General features: G+C 44.2%; 12 protein-coding genes. 6 read left to right on the top strand and 6 right to left on the bottom strand.

Going from position 1 to position 17970, the window contains the following annotated elements:
* Window positions 1-220 precede the first annotated feature (220 nt).
* The 4 genes from AC1EK4_RS00840 to AC1EK4_RS00825 all read left to right on the top strand — a co-directional run bounded on the left by AC1EK4_RS00840 (window position 221) and on the right by AC1EK4_RS00825 (window position 6485).
* Window positions 221-622, top strand: coding sequence for a BlaI/MecI/CopY family transcriptional regulator (locus AC1EK4_RS00840; RefSeq protein WP_480356639.1), 402 nt, complete (start codon window positions 221-223; stop codon window positions 620-622).
* A complete protein-coding gene (locus tag AC1EK4_RS00835; RefSeq protein ID WP_480356638.1) occupies window positions 603-2084 on the top strand; it encodes a M56 family metallopeptidase in 1482 nt (493 codons plus the stop codon). Before AC1EK4_RS00840 ends, AC1EK4_RS00835 begins: the two co-directional genes overlap by 20 nt.
* 412 nt (window positions 2085-2496) lie before the next feature.
* Window positions 2497-4974: a bifunctional UDP-N-acetylmuramoyl-tripeptide:D-alanyl-D-alanine ligase/alanine racemase gene (locus AC1EK4_RS00830; protein ID WP_036899169.1), complete on the top strand. Its 2478-nt coding sequence runs from the start codon at window positions 2497-2499 to the stop codon at window positions 4972-4974.
* 62 nt (window positions 4975-5036) lie between these two features.
* A complete protein-coding gene (locus tag AC1EK4_RS00825) occupies window positions 5037-6485 on the top strand; it encodes an MFS transporter (protein ID WP_036899165.1) in 1449 nt (482 codons plus the stop codon).
* A 128-nt stretch (window positions 6486-6613) separates the two neighbouring features.
* On the opposite strand, the gene AC1EK4_RS00820 is transcribed toward AC1EK4_RS00825, so the two are convergent.
* The 5 genes from AC1EK4_RS00820 to AC1EK4_RS00800 are packed head-to-tail and all read right to left on the bottom strand — an operon-like array spanning window position 6614 to window position 15112.
* Window positions 6614-7666, bottom strand: a complete 1053-nt coding sequence (locus tag AC1EK4_RS00820) for a DUF1735 domain-containing protein (RefSeq protein ID WP_036899162.1) — start codon at window positions 7664-7666, stop codon at window positions 6614-6616.
* A 26-nt stretch (window positions 7667-7692) separates the two neighbouring features.
* Complete coding sequence (locus AC1EK4_RS00815; RefSeq protein WP_082721747.1) at window positions 7693-8895, bottom strand: DUF1735 and LamG domain-containing protein; 1203 nt, start codon at window positions 8893-8895, stop codon at window positions 7693-7695.
* Window positions 8896-8921: 26 nt separating this feature from the next.
* Window positions 8922-10157 (bottom strand): glycoside hydrolase family 18, encoded by a 1236-nt coding sequence (locus AC1EK4_RS00810; RefSeq protein WP_062434899.1) that lies wholly within the window; start codon window positions 10155-10157, stop codon window positions 8922-8924.
* Window positions 10158-10197: 40 nt separating this feature from the next.
* Window positions 10198-11775, bottom strand: a complete 1578-nt coding sequence (locus AC1EK4_RS00805) for a SusD/RagB family nutrient-binding outer membrane lipoprotein (protein ID WP_062434902.1) — start codon at window positions 11773-11775, stop codon at window positions 10198-10200.
* A 31-nt stretch (window positions 11776-11806) separates the two neighbouring features.
* A complete protein-coding gene (locus tag AC1EK4_RS00800; protein ID WP_062434905.1) occupies window positions 11807-15112 on the bottom strand; it encodes a SusC/RagA family TonB-linked outer membrane protein in 3306 nt (1101 codons plus the stop codon).
* Window positions 15113-15390: 278 nt separating this feature from the next.
* On the opposite strand from AC1EK4_RS00800, the gene AC1EK4_RS00795 reads away from it, so the two are divergent.
* On the top strand, window positions 15391-15921 hold the full coding sequence (locus AC1EK4_RS00795) for an RNA polymerase sigma-70 factor (protein ID WP_036899148.1): 531 nt from the start codon (window positions 15391-15393) through the stop codon (window positions 15919-15921).
* A gap of 97 nt (window positions 15922-16018) precedes the next feature.
* Window positions 16019-16987: a FecR family protein gene (locus AC1EK4_RS00790; RefSeq protein ID WP_036899145.1), complete on the top strand. Its 969-nt coding sequence runs from the start codon at window positions 16019-16021 to the stop codon at window positions 16985-16987.
* Window positions 16988-17173: 186 nt separating this feature from the next.
* On the opposite strand, the gene AC1EK4_RS00785 is transcribed toward AC1EK4_RS00790, so the two are convergent.
* On the bottom strand, window positions 17174-17911 hold the full coding sequence (locus tag AC1EK4_RS00785) for a nitroreductase family protein (RefSeq protein ID WP_036899142.1): 738 nt from the start codon (window positions 17909-17911) through the stop codon (window positions 17174-17176).
* Window positions 17912-17970: the final 59 nt, after the last annotated feature.

Here is a 17970-nt window from a genome sequence, read left to right as displayed (position 1 = left end):
TGCTGAAGAGGCGATGCAGCGATATTGCCGAACCTTTGCAGCTAGCTTCAAGTGAAGCGTTATAGAGTTTATAACATTCATATACTTGTTAATTACTAAAAATATGGTGGTGCATTACTAAATATAGAAGTTAATGTTTGGCAGTTTTTGAGAGTGTAAAAGAGTAATTACGAAAAGTTTAGTATATATTTGCGATGTGATTACTAAAACTTTCGTAGATATGAATAGAAGTAAAAAAGAATATCCGGTCTTGACGAAAAGCGAGATGGATGTGATGAAGATACTTTGGCAAATAGGGGATGAAGCTACCGTGAAAGATATATTGGCGAGGTATACAGAGCCTAAACCGGCATACACAACGGTTGCTACATTCTTGAAAATATTGACAGCCAAGGGGTATTTATCAGAGTCGAAGCGTCTCGATATGGGCAAAGCTTTGTATTACAAGCCGCTGCTTAGTCAAGAAGAGTACACCTCGCGAGTGATGGATGAAGTGACGACCGACTTCTTTGGTGGGTCGGTTGGTTCTTTGGTCAACTTCTTCGTACGCGAAGAAAAGATTAGTGTTAGTGAGATAGAGAAATTACTTCAGATGATTAAAGATGCTGATCTACGTCATTAAATCTGTGGTTTATTTGAGCCTGATGTACATTCCGTACATGTTGCTCTTGAAGAAGGAGTCGTTCTTTCGATTCAATCGATTGATGCTTATCCTTGTGATGTTACTCTCCTTGGTGCTTCCTTGGGTTAATATCCCGGCTATCTCGTGGGGCGATTATGCCGTCAGTGTGTATCTGGAGTCGGGGAGTGGAGTGGTGGTAGAGTCTACTGATGCTGGAAATACGGTAGGATTGCCCACATCGGTGTCTGTCAATTGGTGGGGTATAATTGGCTATCTATATATAATCGGTGTTGCGATAACTCTGCTTATTAAGATGTTCCAGTTGGGCATGCTCTATCGAAAAATACATCAAGGTGTACTTTGGACCGAAGTGAAAGACGGTATCCGACTGTTCTGCCATGCCGATGATGTGTCTCCTTTCAGTTGGTTTAACAGTATCGTTATCAGTCAGGCTGATTATGAGAATGATGCCGATGCGATTTTATGCCATGAGCGCGGACACGTGCGTGCGTACCATTCATGGGACATACTGCTGTTGAATTTGGTGCAAACGGTACAATGGTTTAATCCCTTGGCGTGGATTATGGGTACTTCTTTACGCGATGTACACGAGTATGAGGCCGATGATGCGGTGCTTGCCGGTGGTATAGAGGGTTCCCGATACCAGTATTTATTGATTCGTAAGGCAGTGGGGACAAGTCCTTATGCCTTTGCAAATAGTTTTAATCACAGTCTATTAACAAAAAGAATTACAATGATGTTACGTAAGAAATCTAACCCATGGATGCGTACAAAAGGTTTGTACGTAGTGTTGGTGGCATCGATTGCACTCAGTGCTTTTGCCACTCCAGAATTGAATCAACAAGTAGATAAGCTTGTTGGTGAGTCACAAAGTATGAGTAAAGGAATGGTTTCAAATGACTTCCAGAATATGGAGAGAGGTGGAAAAACTACGTTATCGGACTTTACCGATGGACAGAAGAAAACAAAAATGCGCAAACTGGTGAAAGCAAAAAAGGTGGAAGATGTGGTTCAGTGTGTTGTTTCTGATGAACAGAAATCCAAGGCGGAATATATGGGAGGCCATGATGAAATGATGAAGTTTTTGGCCATGCATCTCAAATATCCTATTGTTGCTAGAGATAATGGCGTAGAAGGTAATGTGCAGGTTACTTTTACGGTAGGGGATGATGGTAGTCTTGTAGATGTGAAGGGGGTTTATGTCCCAACACAAAAAGCAATTTTGCAGAACGATATGATTATAATAGGGTATAAAAAAGCTGATGCCGGTGAGAATGGTACGGCTGGTGCAAATGAAGAACAACTTGCTCAGGCTCGCAAAGCGCTTGTAAATGAAGCGATAAGGGTAGTGAGTCTGATGCCTAAGTGGACACCCGCCCGAAAAGACGGTAAGCAGGTTAGCTCTTCAGAGCAGTATATGTGCCGATTTAGATTGAAATAAATTGATTTAAATCAAAAAGGTGTTATATATAGAAGAAAATGCCATGAAATATTTGGAACGTATACAAAAACCATATATCTTTGCATCGTGTTTTTCATGGTATTAGATTATTAAGGTTAATAAAAGATTGGTTGTCGTGATGATAATCAATTTTTTTTTGCCCTTTTGGCAAAGGAAGTGTGACAACCATGTAGGTTATTACTAACCGACTGACCAATGTTGAGGAATAAACTTGGTGTCAACAAATCAATGATAAATTTTCATTTGTCTTTGAATAGCATTATCTTTGCATAAGATAAGCTGCACTCGGCAATTTGAGAATAAATTCTCATTGCGCTCATTTGCATTATCTTTGCAAAAGCTAAGTTGCCTTTAATGGTAGCTGTATACAAGACATTCAACACATCATACGATGACATATACTATTGAAAAAGTAACCACACTGATAGGTGCGCGTCGTTTTGGAGAACATGAAGCAAACATCGGATTCGTTTTAACCGATAGTCGTTCACTCTGTTTCCCTGAAGAAACTTTGTTTTTTGCATTGAAGTCCGTGCGTAACGACGGACATCATTATATCCCGGAATTATATCGTCGCGGTGTTCGCAACTTTGTTGTAGAACATGTACCGCATGATTTTGCACAGCAATATGCTGATGCTAACTTCTTGAAAGTGGTCAACTCATTGGAAGCTTTGCAGCGTTTGGCCGAGCGTCATCGCGATGAATTTAATATTCCTATCGTCGGAATTACTGGTAGCAATGGTAAAACGATGGTGAAGGAGTGGCTCTACCAACTGGTATCTCCACAACTAATGACGACACGTAGTCCCCGTAGTTACAACTCGCAGATAGGTGTCCCACTCTCGGTATGGTTGATGAATGAACAGACACAAGTAGGTATCTTTGAAGCAGGTATTAGTTTGCCGGGCGAGATGTTGGCTTTGGGCGATATTATTCAGCCTACTATCGGGGTGCTCACCAGTTTGGGATTGGCTCATCAAGAGAATTTCTCGTCGATGGAAGAGAAGTGCATGGAGAAGTTGAAGTTGTTCCATGATGCGCAGAATGTGGTTTATTGTTCAGACGACGACATCGTTGTGCGTTGCTTGGCGGAATCAGAATATAAGGGTGAGAAGACTGATTGGAGCATGAAGAATCCGCAGGCTGCCCTCTATATAAATAAGGTGGAGAAAGGAGAGACTACTACTCGTGTATCGTATGTGTTCCATGGCACGGAGCAAGGAGAGTATGAACTGCCTTTCATCGACGACGCTTCGGTGGCTAACAGTGTCACTTCGGCAGCTGTGGCTTTACTGCTTGGTGTGTCAAAGGAGGATTTGAATCTGCGGATGGCGGCTCTCGAACCGGTGGCTATGCGCTTGGAAGTGAAACAAGGACAGCATGGTTGCACGCTTATTAATGATAGCTACAACTCGGATATAAACTCACTCGACATAGCACTCGACTTTATGAATCGTCGACCAGACCATCAAGGGCGTCGCCGAACTTTGATTCTGAGCGATATATTCCAAAGTGGTGAACAGCCCAAGTTGCTTTATCAAGAGGTGTCGAACATGGCTGTGGAGCGTGGTGTACAGAAGTTTATCGGTATTGGTCCGCAGTTGTTGCAGCAGGCGGATGTGATAGCTGTGGGCGAAAAGTATTTCTTTGAGAATGTCGAAGAATTTATTCACAGTGATGTGTTCCATGGTTTGCGCGACGAAGTGATTCTGTTGAAAGGTGCACGCCAATTTGGTTTCGACCAATTGACGGAACTCTTGGTGCAGAAAGTGCATGAGACTATCTTGGAAGTAAACCTGAATGCGGTGGTGAACAACTTGAATTGGTATCGTTCATTCATGCGTCCGGAGACCAAACTTGTGTGCATGATTAAGGCCGATGCGTATGGAGCGGGGAGTGTGGAGATAGCTAAGACATTGCAAGACCATCGTGTGGACTATCTGGCCGTGGCTGTTGCCGATGAGGGAGTGACGCTCCGCAAGAATGGAATCACGAGCAATATCATGATCATGAACCCGGAGATGTCGGCGTTCAAGACCATGTTTGATTATGATTTAGAGCCCGAAGTCTATAGTTTCCGCCTGTTGGAAGCACTCATCAAGGCTGCTGAGAAAGAAGGTATCACCGGTTATCCCGTACATATCAAACTCGATACCGGTATGCATCGGCTGGGGTTTAATCCTCGTGAAGACATGCCGCGTCTCATAGATCGCCTAAAACACCAAAATGCTATTATCCCTCGGTCGGTGTTTTCGCACTTCGTTGGGTCGGATAGTGATGACTTTGATAGTTTCTCTGCTGCTCAATTTGCTCTCTTTGAAGAAGGTAGCAAGCAGTTGCAAGATGCTTTTGAGCATAAGATTTTGCGACATATAGATAATTCGGCAGGCATTATTCACTTCCCGAACCGTCAACTCGACATGTGTAGATTGGGACTAGGGCTCTACGGAATCAACTCTCGTGACAACGCAACCATTAACAATGTGAGCACACTGAGGACCACAATACTACAGCTACGCCATGTTCCGGCCGATGAAACGGTGGGCTATAGCCGTAAGGGAACGTTAGAGAAAGACAGTGTGATAGCTGCTATCCCTATCGGATATGCTGATGGTTTGAATCGTCACTTGGGCAATCGACATGGTTATTGCCTTGTCAACGGGCAGAAAGCATACTATGTCGGCAACATTTGTATGGATGTAGCGATGATAGATGTGACGGGAATAGACTGCAAGGAAGGCGATACTGTCGAGATATTCGGTGATCATCTGCCGGTAACGGTGCTGAGCGATGTGCTTGATACTATCCCCTATGAGGTGCTTACCGGTATCAGTCTACGAGTGAAGCGTATCTACTTCCAAGACTGATAGGGCTTTTTTGAAAGATAATAGCTACTTGTTAAACACGATATAATTAAAACCTTAATAATATGAAGCAACAGAAAACAGGCCGGATGTCTAACTTTCGTTGGGTCATCTGTGCCTTGCTGTTCTTGGCAACAACAGTAAATTATTTAGATCGCCAAGTGTTATCGCTCACTTGGAAAGACTTTATTGCTCCCGAATTTCATTGGACCGATAATGACTACGGTACCATTACCGGTTGTTTTTCTATCTTTTATGCCATTGCAAACCTATTTGCCGGAAAGCTCATAGACTGGTTGGGAACGAAGAGAGGGTATCTCATTGCTATTCTTGTTTGGTCTACCGGAGCTATCCTTCATGCCGGTTGTGGTTGGCTGGCCATGCACATTGAAGGGTATAATAGCATGGAAGAGTTGGCTCTTATACAGTATGGAAGCGATGCGGCGGTGGCTTTGGCTACTGTCAGTGTGTGGTTGTTTCTAGCCTGTAGACTCGTTCTTGCTGTCGGCGAAGGGGGGAATTTTCCGGCTGCTATCAAGGTGACGGCAGAGTATTTTCCTAAGAAAGACCGGGCTTTTGCTACTTCCATCTTCAATAGTGGAGCCTCTGTAGGGGCGTTGGCAGCTCCGGCTACCATCCCATTGCTGGCTCGTGCGTGGGGGTGGGAGATGGCTTTTGTCATCATCGGTATGCTTGGGTTCGTGTGGATGGGGCTGTGGATATGGCTTTATGATAAGCCCCGAAGCAATCAATATGTGAATAAAGCCGAGCTGACTTATATAGAACAAGATGATGAGACGCTCCCTAGCGCAACACAAAGTGTGCAGACAAGCGAGAAACCTATTGGCTTTTGGAAGTGCTTTACCTATCGTCAAACGTGGGCATTCTTTGTTGGTAAATTCTCAACTGATGGTGTCTGGTGGTTCTTTCTGTTTTGGGCGCCGGCCTATTTCTCCGACCAATATGGTTATACTTCGGACTCATCGATGGGTATTGCGCTCGTTTTTACACTCTATGCCATCTGTACCGTGCTCAGTATCGGGGGTGGTTATCTGCCTACTTACTTTGTAGATAAGAAGGGGATGAATCCTTATGCCGGTCGCATGCGGGCCATGCTGATATTTGCTTGTTTCCCTGTTTTGGGATTATTGGCGCAACCTATGGGTACGATGAGTGCTTGGTGGGCTGCTATCATCATAGGATTGCTAGGAGCAGGGCATCAAGCTTGGTCGGCCAATCTATATTCTACAATTGGCGATATGTTCCCTAAATCGACTATAGCGACGATTACCGGTATTGGCTCGATGGCTGGTGGCGTGAGCAGCTTTATGTTGAATAAGGGTTCCGGCTTGCTCTTTACCTATGCAGCGGAGCAAGGTTCGGCTTTCCGTTTTATGGGTTTTGAAGGTAAGCCGGGCGGCTATATGATAGTCTTTTGTATCTGCGCCGTGGCCTATCTGATAGGTTGGACAATGATAAAACTATTGGTTCCCAAGTATAAACCAATAGTCTGAATAGTAAAAAAATAAAAGGAGGGCATATCATATAGATATGCCCTCTACCTTAAAACCAGAGATGATTACCCGAAATCAACAATCTTTATTTATAATAATCATAATTACCTTTTTGTCTTTCAAACTTTTTATTTAAAGATTCTCAATTCGTTGATAAAAGCGGAACTGCTATCTGAAAAAGCCGATACCATTCTTACCCATATATGGCGAACTTTCTGTGGACCATAGAATACAATATCCCATTTATCATTTGGTCCTTTGGGCATGGCGGGACATGTGGCTACACCTAGTTGTACCATGTCGGCATCAGTCATTTGGAATAAGCCTTTGTCAGCAGTAGAACCGAAAATCTCTATCTCGCGAACAAATAATTCGTTGAGATCACCGAAGAATGAGGAACCGCAAGGGGTCAGTTGCAAGGCCTTGATATCGGTTTCTTTCTTCAAATCTATTTTTAAATAAGATGTAGATGAATTGCTTACCATATATTGTTGATAGGAATCATCTTTACCATCGCTTAAATTTGGGCCGATATTACCGTAGCTAGCGGCATTCACATCATAGGTGTTAACGTCGAGTTGTTCCATACCCTTGGTCGATCCCTTGGGATTTACCCAGAATATTTTCTTGCTTACTTCCCAGCAATAAGCATTGTATTTCTCACTGAGAGTCACCTCGGTAGGCGCTTCTACAGTGAAGGCTGCCATCATCTTTTTGCCATCTTCTACTCCAATCAGGCTTTTAGAGGCTGCGTCCAACTTGATATCAAATTCATCTTCCGACTCTAGTTTGCCGGCTTTGATCGTCACAGTGCCTTTTGCTACAGTGAAAGCATCTTCCTTCAGTGCCTCATGACTCTCGGCATAAGCCTGTGGAATCTTTGCATTATCTTGTTTCAGATTGAAGACCAAGTCTTTGTTGCTAGCTATAGTAAGGTGTATTTTAAACTTCAGTTCGCAACCATCGGTGTCAAGTTCCGTCGATGTACCCTTTTGCACGAAGATGTTTGCTTGAATATTTTTTGGCACATAAGAGTGATTGTCAATATAGGCTACGGGGGTAGATGCGTCTGTCATTGAAGGATAGAGCGTGCTTCCCACTTCCGGATCGCTCTCGCAGGCTGTCAACAATAATACTGTCGACACAGCCAGAAGAGCGGATTTAAATATATTCTTTTTCATTTTAGATTGTCGTTAGAGATTATTGTCTACTTTTCTTTACCATCGATACGAACATTTTTAGTCCATTCTACGTCGCCATCGCTAGAAGCTGATTTGGCTCCCTTGTTCTCATTGCCTTCGCGAGCGTCCTTGAAATCGTTGCCAACACCCTCGTTGAGCTTGAAGTAAGCATAGAGACCTTCAGCTGTTAAGTCGGTACCATACATGTTATTGGCAATCTGTGGCTGAGAAAGTGCTTTTGACCAAATGCGCAATTCGCTCACTTTCACATTAGCCTTTAGATACTGGAAGCGTTCGCCGTCGTGGTTACCAAACCACCAGTTATCGGCTTTGATGTGTACAGGTTTGCCGGAAACAGCCTCCGATTTGTCAAGAACACCATTGACATAAAGCTTCAGAGAGCTGCCATTGCTTACGATAGCCACATGATACCATTTGCCTGCAGCAAACTGTGTATTGCTATTGAGCTGGCCACCCTGTGCCTTAATATTCATTCGATTACCCTCGATAGGCGCATCACCGAAGCGTGAGAAGATTTCTCCGTCTTCACTGCTGTTACCCCAACCACAAAGTAACTGTTGATTGTTCATTTCGCCAACCTTCTCACCTAAGCGGTCGATGTTCACACAGAATTCCACTGTCCATTGGGTAGAGTTGAAGTCTTCCTTCATCTTAAACTGGAAAGGAACATGCGCATTGTATGTAGGTACATCCTGACGTACGACCTTATCGAATAATAGTATCATGGATCCTCCGGAATTAAGCACCGCTTGCTTGCCGTCTTTGCTTACCAGTTTCAGGGGCAAAGCAAACTTCTTAGCCTTGGCTTTCTGCTCTTCTGTGAAAGGATTGACATGAATGCCAATGTCGCCCGATAAACTTTCGCCTTCTTTCAGAGTGACTTCCTTTATCGGCATATCATAGCCTGATGCTGGTAAGAGTTCATAATTGGTGAAATTATCTTCATTATACTTCTTCAAGGCAGCTTCGTCGAACTCCACGCCAAAATGGGTGTCTCCCTCAGCAGGAGATGAAAGCTGTACATGGAAGGTTACAGGAGTGCCGTCATCCTCCACGGTAATCTTCTGTGCTATATTCGCATTGGTCTTTGTCTCGGCAAAGAAAGCCTGACGTTCCAACGGAGAATATTCTGCATCGTTGCATGCGCTGAAGCCCATCAAGGCTATTCCGGTCAGCGCCATTGCGATAGTACTTTTATATCGTTGCATATTATGTATTCCTTTTAATCTGTTGTTTATTTTTTGTTGGGGTTTTGTAGCTGGATGGCAGTACGTAGGTTTGGATAGGTATTGATAGTGCCGTCCTTGTCATATTCGTACTCCATATGGAAAGTTCCGATACCACCTTTAGGACAAACCTTACCGTTGATGGTGGGATTCCACATAGCGTAGGTGATGATACTGCGTGATACCCAACGCTTTTCTGTATCGCTCAAGGTGTAAGTCCGTCCCCAACGATCTTGACTGGTGGTCTGCCAAGTCATCATAGAGTTTGGTACCAAACCCTCATAATCGTGCTGATGCTCAATACCTTCAGCCATAATATAGCGGTAGGCAGTGATGTTTTGGCCATCTTCAAAGTTTTCTGTAATGATGATTTTCTTGCATAGTGCCTCAGGAGAAAGCACATCTTTGAAATGATCATACTGCGCATCGAAGCGAGTTTGGATGTCGTTTACACGGCGATAACCAGAATTTTTGTTGTGATAGGCCTGCAGAATGAAATAGTTAAAATACTTTTCCATTTCCGGTTTCTTCAATCCTTCGGGCATACCATCGATAACCAACAGTTTGTCTGTGCCCGACTGGGGACCCAACTCGGTAGCCAATACTTCTACAAATTTATGGATGTAGTCCAAATCATGCCACAATTCTTCGTTAGCTTCAAAACCTATTTGTTTGATAAATGGCTCCGCGTCGAGATCAAAACCGTCATAATTGTAGGTGCGAATAGTATCGAGAATGGCTTTGGCATACGCCTCTACGGCCTTTAGGTTCTCTTCTTTGTTGTTACCCCAGTGCCAATATTCATGGCGGTAAATCTTACCGGGATTCTTTTCTGCCCAACCTTCGGGCGCATCAGGTGTCAGCTGGTCTCCAATATCATGCACCTGCCAGCATATAAGCACCTTGGTACCCTTGGTTTCTTGTACGTATTTCAAATCGTCTTTTTGTTCCTGTGATAGGTTTTTCCAATTTCCCCACAGTGAAACGAAGTCAAGACTGTCGGGTAAGCCGCTTAGTGAGGTTTTCAAAGAGGCGTTTCTACCAGCCCAACCACCAAACCATCCCATTGATAAAGGATGGTCGCTCTTTTTGAAGTCGCGCAGTTGTGTATAATAAGCTTCCGTCCTAATATTCTTGGTAAGGTCGGTCGGGTTTTGTGTTTCAGTATCGGTCCAGTCGCTACAAGCCGTCAATGAGCATCCGACAGCAAGAGCGTAAAGAATCGTTTTGAATATATTTTTCATTTTCTTTTCTATGTTTGGTTAGGAAATTCGGTTACAGTTATCAATAGTTTCTCCACCATTTCTTCTGCCACCACATTGGTGTTGCATAAGTATCTGGTCCTTGTAACAGTTCTTTAGCCTTGGCCAAGTTTTCTGGATTCTCTGTGATTTCTGTGTCAGAGAATGGAATTCTGTTTGGCACCTTGATCGTGTAGGAACCTGTATTTTGGTCTACTGGGAACACTTTAGGATAACCTGTACGTCTGATTTCGTTCCATCCTTCTTGTCCATAAGGGAAGAGAGCAATCCATTTCTGTGTGATGAGGCGCTCCATCTTGCGTTCCATAGATTCATGATCATCCCACATGACAGTGATAGTACTTACTCTACCCACATTATGACCAAAGCCTCCGTCAGCATCTTCATAGGTAGCTTGCTTATCATAGTTGTTGTTGAGATAATTAGTTGCATCACCGGCTTCCCATTGTTGGAAAGATATTGTAATGGCTTTTTCGTACAATGTCTTGGCCGAACCGCCCATTCCGTCCCAATTCATTAAAGCTCCTTCGGCACGGCAGAACCACATTTCTGCGGCTGTGAGCCAAATACCTTTGGTAGAATTGGTTACATTGGCAGCCGAATAGAGCGGACCTGCCACCGACTTGTTACCAATCTTGGCACCGGCGCGACAACCGATAATCTCGCGTGAACCAGCCTTACGTTCGCCTACGGGCTTAAAATATTTTGCCAATCGAGGGTCGTTAAAACCGGTCATGTAGCTTTCGATGTCGGCACAGGCCCGACTGTCACCCCATTCCACAGAAGTTTTATAAAGTCCATGAGGTGTATATTCAATAGCAAGGTTTTCATCATTCTTCTCTATGACACCGGCTTTGACTGCTTCCACGCCTATCTTCTTAGCCATCTCAGGTTCTATACCGCTGATTCGTATAGCAATACGCAGTTTCAAGGAATTGGCAAATTTCATCCATTTGATAAACTTTCCGCCGTACACTTTGTCGAAACTGGCATTGGCGGTAAACGATGCGTTGCTTGTTAAAGGCTTCAGAATAGAGATAGCTTCATCCAAATCGGCCACTACTTGTGTGTAGATATCTTTCTGTGAACTATACTCTTTGCCATCTTTGCCGGCTCCGATGGTGAATGGGCCATACTTGTCGGTCATGCAAAGGATACCTTGTGAGCGCAGAATAAGAGCCCAAGCATAGTTTACATCTTTCTTTCCGTTGCTCAAACGCTTTACTTCGTTGAAAGCTGAAGTAAACTTGGGAGCCACCGTTTTCTGTGGATAGCGCACCCAATTGGCAGGGGCGTTCATCGTTGCAAAGTTGGCGTTATTCCATCCATGATTAACGTATGTCATGTAACGAGCTAAATAATTGCCTATTAGGTCTTCGTCCATTTGGAAGTCGTTTTCTTGTTCTGGGAAGACAGCATTCTGCATTTGTACAAGGAATGAGCCTATGGTATAGTTGTCACGACCCAGTTCCTCTGCAGAAGCATTATTTCCCGGGCGGTTGGCTTCTTCAAAACCTGCCGTACATGAGGAAAGACTGCTCATGGTAAAAGCAGCTGCCATTCCCATCATGGCTACTCTTGAAATATATTTATTTTTCATTGTGATGTTTTAATTTAATTAGGACGGGAACTTAGAATTTCAGGTTTACATTGAAACCTAGTGAGCGCAGACTTGGCTGCATGAAGTAGTCAAAGCCTTGATAGTATGTACCGGTTGAGGCAGTTGATTCTGGATCAAACGGGGCTTTGTTGTAGATCATGAAGAGATTGTGCGCTGTCAGTCCAAGCGTTAGTTGTATATGCTTGAGCCATGTTTTGGGAAGCGTGTAGCTAATGTGGGCTTCTTGTAGACGAGCATTGGTGGCACTATAAATGTATTCCGACCAAATGGGGTTGTTACCACCTACTACTGCAAAGTAACCTTCGGCTCCCACCTTGCCACTATTGACGTTGATGCCTCCGTTATCACGAGCATCAGCCGATGCCTTGGATACTCCATATTGGTCGAGGATGGCTTGTGTCTGGCTCATTACGATACCACCAAAGCGTGCTGTAACGAGAAAACCGAAGTTCATTCCCTTATAAGAGAATTCGTTAGAGAAACCTACGTTACCTTTGGGGAGCACAGAACCACGATAAACAGGGTTGCTTAGATTTTCTTGCATCACGTTGCCACTAGCATCCAAAGCAATGTTTCCATCGGCATCGCGCTTGAAATCAGTGCTGGTATAGACATCGCCCATGGTACCACCTTTCTTCAAAATGATGTTGATACCATTGAGTCCACCCATGTTGAGCACCTCGTTGGGATCGTCGAGCAGGTTGATAATCTTATTGCGATTCATACTGTAGGTCAGATTGGTGTTCCATCCGAAATTACCCCATGTCTTGTTATAGCCGAGCGAAAGCTCCAAACCGCGGTTGCGGACATTACCTGTTTGAATGTATTCTTGGTTATAACCACCTCCGGCAGAGATTGAACGAAGAAATGTCTGCTTGCGAGTGTTGCTCTGATAAACCGTCAAATCCATTGTCAAGGCATTGTTGAAGAAGCGTGCGGTAAGGCCGGCCTCCCACGAATCAGTACGTTCCGGATAGAATGTTTCGGGGAATTTATAGGTCACAGTGCTATATGTTGCAGATGCAGGATTGTACCCGTATCGCCACAAAGAAGAAATATTAGGCTTGATAGCCGAACCTACGCTGGCCCAAGAAGCACGTACCTTCATGTAATTGATGAAACGAGGGAGCTTGGCCATTTCTGAAATAACGGCCGACATACCTACTGATGGATAGAAGAATGAACTCTTTGCCGTACCATCGAGGGCAGAATCCCAGTCGTTACGGCCGGTTAATGTCAAGTAGAGCATGCTCTTCCAACCCAATTCTACGTTGGCAAACAATGAATTGATGTAATGTTTGTTCAAGTTGAATATGGGGCGGTTGTCATTCGTTACTTGGCTATAATCGATGGCATTAGGTGTAAATAGATTGGAAGGAGCTTTGAGTCCGCCTTGAAAACCGGTCACATCGTACTTCGTACGTGAGAACGAACCACCGATATTGGCACCTACGCTGAATGTATCCCACGACTTGTTGATATTAGCCATGAGGTCTCCATAGAGACTCTGGTCGTTGATTTTGTCGTATCCATAGAAACCGTAGTTGGAGTGAGAGAACAGGTTGATGGTAGAGGCATAGCGTTTATCTTCTTGCTTAGTGGCCGCATCGTCCCAACGCAGACGACCGGTTACGTCTAGCCACTTGGTGATTTGGTATTTCAAAGAGCCGTTGACCATGTAGCGTCCCTTCTTATTGGTGCGTACCATACGGTTGGCTATCCAGTAAGGGTTTTGCATACTCAGAGCATCACCAAAGTTCCAGTTCTGCATATAGATAAGGCGTGTAGGATCCCAAATTTCGTATGTGCGGATAGCATCGAAACTCTCGCCACGTGGGAAGAGGTATGCGGCAGGGATAGGATTGAAATATTCACCTTGTGCAGTGAGGTTCTTGTCGTTTTCAAGGATGTAGTTGAAACCGAAATCAAAAGTCAGTTTATCATCCAAAAAATGTGTTGTGTTGCGGAAAGTGAAGTTATAGCGATTGTAGCTATTGTTAGGCATGATACCCTTGGCATTTGTCGTACCTACCGAGAGATAAGTCTGATTCTTGTCAGAACCTACGGTCAAAGACACATTGTTCTGTATATTGCTACCTGTACCAAAGAAGTTTTTGGGTTCATAGTTTCCAAACTGCGACTCAGCTTTGGCTCCCCAAGATGCCACTTCATTCTGCCTGTTGACATAAGAGTTTTGAAATTGAGGCATGATGAATGGGCGGTTGAACTGTGAACTGTTGGAAACGCTCACTTGGATACGGCCTTCTTTGCCCTTCTTGGTGGTAATCATGATGACACCTTGGGCTGCTGCCGAACCATAAAGAGCTGCTGCGGCAGGACCACTGAGCACAGAGATGCTCTCAATGTCTTCTGGATTGATATCGGCGATGCCTTCTGAACCGGGCTGTGAGCCATATCTTCCGTTGGCTACTTCGCCTTGGCTGGTGTTGGTCATGGGTACTCCGTCTACCACATAGAGTGCTCCGTTACTCTGGGTAATCGATTTAGGACCACGCATCACTACACGAGCTGCACCACCGGCACCCGAAGCTGAAGAGTTGATGTTGACACCGGCCACCTTACCGGCCAAAGAATTCATGAAGTTAGCACTCTTTACGGTGTTCACATCCTCACCTCCTACCTTCTGTACATTATAACTCAAGGCTTTCTCAGAGCGTTTGATGCCAAGCGCTGTTACGACAACGTCACTCAACGTATGGGCTTCTTCGCGCATCACGAGATCCATTTTGTTGCGTCCTTGCAATTCCACTTCTTGGGTTGCATAACCAATATAAGAATAAACCAGTACGGGATTGGCCACATCTGTGGTGAAGACGTAATGGCCGTCAAGGTCGGTTACGGCTCCAAGCGTAGAACCTTTCACCTGCACGCTGACACCTATCAGTGGCTCGCCATTGGCATCGGTGACGGTTCCCTCAATCTTGTGGCTTTCGCTGGTACGCTGTTGAGCTTGTTGTTTCTTTTGCTGTTCGGTAGCTTTACCCTTGGAGAGATAAACTACATCATCGACAATCTTATAGGTGATGTCTGTTCCTGCGAAGAGCTTGTTGAGCACATTAGGCAATGGCTCATCCTTGGCGGTAACGGCATTGACCTCTACCTTTGCCAATACATCGTTGTAGAAGAAACGATACTTGGATTTGGTTTTCAATTGTTTAACTACAGCTTCGAGCTTGGCGCGTGGAGTTACGAAGTTCACTTGTGCCTTCATGCCTTGCATGGGAACGCAGAGTAGGAAGAGCACCAAGATGGTCTTACATAACGTCAAACCATGTTCATAGTGTTTATTGTCCATAGCTGGAAATGAATTTATTGTTTTAAGTTATTAAAAAATGGTTTAAGTTGCGGAACCCCGCAATATATGATAGCTTTTATAATGATAACAATCCTTTGCAGAGAATTGCGTATCCTAAAACTATTTTTTTTATTATTTTTCTAATTAGTCTGCCAAATAGTAGTTCTGTTAGGTCTTTTAGCTGTGAGTTAAAATAATTAAAAAGCGCAAGGTAGTGTTGCTTTCTCGCGTGAAATACGTAATTTTACATGACTAATATCTAAAGAAGCGCGTGATAGATGAATATTACAGAAGATGATTTTAGGCTGATTTTCAGGGAGTTATATTCGCCCTTGGCCTATTATGCATCGCATTTGGTGGACGAGGATGAGGTGAAAGATCTTGTCCAAGAGGCCTTTGTGGAACTCTGGAAATATCGAGAAAGTATGACCGACCGTGAGCACATGAAGGCTTTTCTCTACCGAGCAGTGTATAGTAGGGCTATCAATATAATGAAACATAAGGCTGTGGTGAAAGATTATCAAGATGCCCGTACACAGATAGAGGCAAGTCGTATGGACTTCTTTCATCCGGAACACAATGATGTCATACGCTATATGGAGAGTCGAGAACTCCACCAACAGATTCATACGGCTATTGATGAACTACCCGACAAGAGGCGACAGGCATTCGTGATGAGCTATGTTCACGGTATGAAAAATAAAGAGATTGCCGATGTGATGGAAGTTTCCGTTCGTACAGTCGACGTACATGTCTATAAAGCACTGTGCTATCTGCGCGATCGGCTGGCTTTTCTCAAGAAGAAATAACATTTTTTTGCTTTTTCGCAATACGCTATTTTCTCTTTAAAGGTGTTTCTATATATAAAAGGTAAATAAGAAATTAAAATCAGGATATTACGACAGCATGAATTTTAAATTAATAAAAAACTACATATTGGGTAAGGACTCGCACGCCGATGATACGCAACTCCTTGATTGGTTGCGCCAGTCTAAGGACAATGAGCGCATGCTCTTCAGTGCCGAGTTGGCTTATCGTGAAGGACTACGCAGGCCTCAAGACGCTATACCTGATATTAATAAGGTGGAAGCATCACTATTCGACGAGATTCACCGGTTGGAAAATCGACGTGCCAAAGTGCGTCGACTTGTATGGACACGCTATGCTGCTGCCCTCACCATTGTAGTGGTGGGAGGTGCTGTTGCTTTATGGTCTATGCTGAAGAATCCGCAAATGACAACTGTTACGGCCAACGGTAGGGTGCTGGCAGTGACGTTGCCCGACAGTACAAAGGTGTGGCTTAATAAGAATGGTACGATTAGTTACCCCCGCAATTTCGATGGAGACGAGCGTAGGGTAGAACTTACGGGCGAGGCCTTGTTTGAAGTTACCAAGAATCCGACAAAGCCTTTTATCGTCAATAGTAAGGGAGTGGAGACGCGTGTTTTAGGTACCGTTTTCGACTTTAAGACTGAAGCGGGCAATGGACAGGAAGAGGTGACATTGCTGGAGGGGCGTCTTGAAGTATCAGGTCTTGATGGAGAAGGCAAGGTTATCATCAAACCAAACCAGAAAGCTATCATTAATAAGAATTTGCACACCATGGAGGTGAAGAACGTCTATGCACAGCTAGAGGCTGTATGGCACGATGGCATGATTCCGTTTGAGAATATGTCGATTGCCGATATTGCGCTTGTGTTGTCGCGTTTTTATGGTGTAGATATTACTTTGGCCGACAATATGGACCGCCGACAGACTTATTCGGGCTATATACGTCGCAATGAAACCATCGACTCTGTATTGAATGCGTTGACCTATACCATTCCTTTCCGCTATCATACCAGCGGTAAGCATATCACACTGGAACGCAAATAAAACTCTCGGAGACAGTAAATGATTCCTCTGTCTACCTTGTTTTTATATTTCATACCGCCCCAACGGCTACTGAAAACGAGTCTCTTCGTAGTCTCTTCTTCAGTTCTCGTTGGGGCGGTATTCTTTTGTCTTGTATCTTTTAGTATGCGCCTGTTCGATAGCTAAGTTTATTCTCGTATAACAACATTAAAAACCTTGAGATTTTAATGCTTTCATGAAGCCTTCCGACAAAGCTTCATTATCTTTCTTGGTATAGCGAATATCCGTGAAGATCTGAGCCAAAGTCTCTTTGTCATTGATTTCTACGAAGTGCTTATTTTCTTCCAATTGCTCCTTTGATGTGTAGTATTCATCAATACTCTGTGGCGTATAGTCGGTGTAGATTTCTTGATGAATGAAAGCTTTCAACGGCAAACGGTCACTGAGTGCCGGCTCCTCGTCGGGCCAACCTACGGTCAGTGTGGCCACCGGCATCACGAGTTGAGGCAGTTTTAGTGTATCAATGATGAGTTGCGGCATATAGATGGTAGTGCCAAGGAAGCAGGTTCCCAATCCGACTTCTTCTGCCAAACACGTAAAAGTCTGCGTGTAGAGCAGGGCATCTGTCGCTGCATTCATGAACGAGAGGAAGTTGTCGTATCCCGGAACGGCCTTTCTATTCTCTGCCCAGACGCTTGTTCGGCGAAAATCGGCGCAGATAGTGAGTACCACGGGAGCTCCTGTTACCATCGGTTGATTGAAGTGTGCCGGTGCCAAGGCGGATTTTCGCTGCTCATCGCGTGTCACGACAACACTGTAGAGTTGCAGGTTTCCCATCGTGGGAGTTCGTCCGGCTGCCTCCAACAGGTCGTTTAACAGTTCTTCGCTCACTTCCTTTTGGCTATATTTACGAATTGTTCTTCGTCTTAATATCGTTTCTTTCATGTTTGCAAAGATAATAAAAACGAAGATAACAGAAAATATTTAACCTGAAGTTATTTGTC

The sequence above is a fragment of the Prevotella sp. C0026C3 genome (genome assembly GCF_056590795.1).
Note: the sequence above shows the minus strand (reverse complement) of the source record. Positions and strands in the feature narration are given on the sequence as shown.